The organism is Xenorhabdus littoralis (genome assembly GCF_033949345.1).
Lineage (GTDB): Bacteria > Pseudomonadota > Gammaproteobacteria > Enterobacterales > Enterobacteriaceae > Xenorhabdus > Xenorhabdus littoralis.
Genome location: NZ_VCDP01000238.1, coordinates 1 through 556 on the forward strand (window position 1 = coordinate 1; position 556 = coordinate 556).

A 556-nucleotide genomic window follows, 5' to 3' on the forward strand; every position below is an offset into this window, starting at 1 on the left:
GGTTATGACATCAATGGTGAGTTTTTCCTGCCGGCTTATCCTAATCTGGGCGGGAAACTGTCCTATGAGCAGTATTTTGGTGATAACGTGACGTTATTTAACCGCGACACCAAACAGAAAAACCCGAGTCTGGCTAAAGTTGGCGTCACTTACACCCCCATTCCGCTGTTCACCATGGGCGTGGATTATAAACAAGGAGAAAGGGGCTATAGCGAAGCCCAATTTCTGGCGAATTTAAATTATAAACTGGGCGTTCCCCTCCATGTACAGCTATCGCCAGAAAGCGTCGCGTCTATGCGGACGTTAGCGGGCAGCCGTTATGATTTGGTGGAGAGAAATAACAACATCGTCCTTGACCACCAAAAACAGTCCCGCCTGCAACTTTCTTTACCCAGGACTATTGTGGGCTATAGCCATGAAGTACACGCCCCGATTTCTGTAACCACTAACAGCAACGATACCGTCAGATGGCAGGAAAATAGCGCATTTACACAACATGGCGGAAAACTGACGCCGGATGCCGGCAATAAATTCACCCTGACCTTCCCTGAATATC

The 556-nt window shown here is 48.2% G+C and carries 1 protein-coding gene; it reads left to right on the plus strand.

The genetic code is table 11. The annotated features are described in order from the left end of the window. A partial coding sequence (locus FE394_RS19465) for an inverse autotransporter beta domain-containing protein (protein ID WP_319927961.1) occupies window positions 1-556 on the plus strand: 556 nt, incomplete at both ends.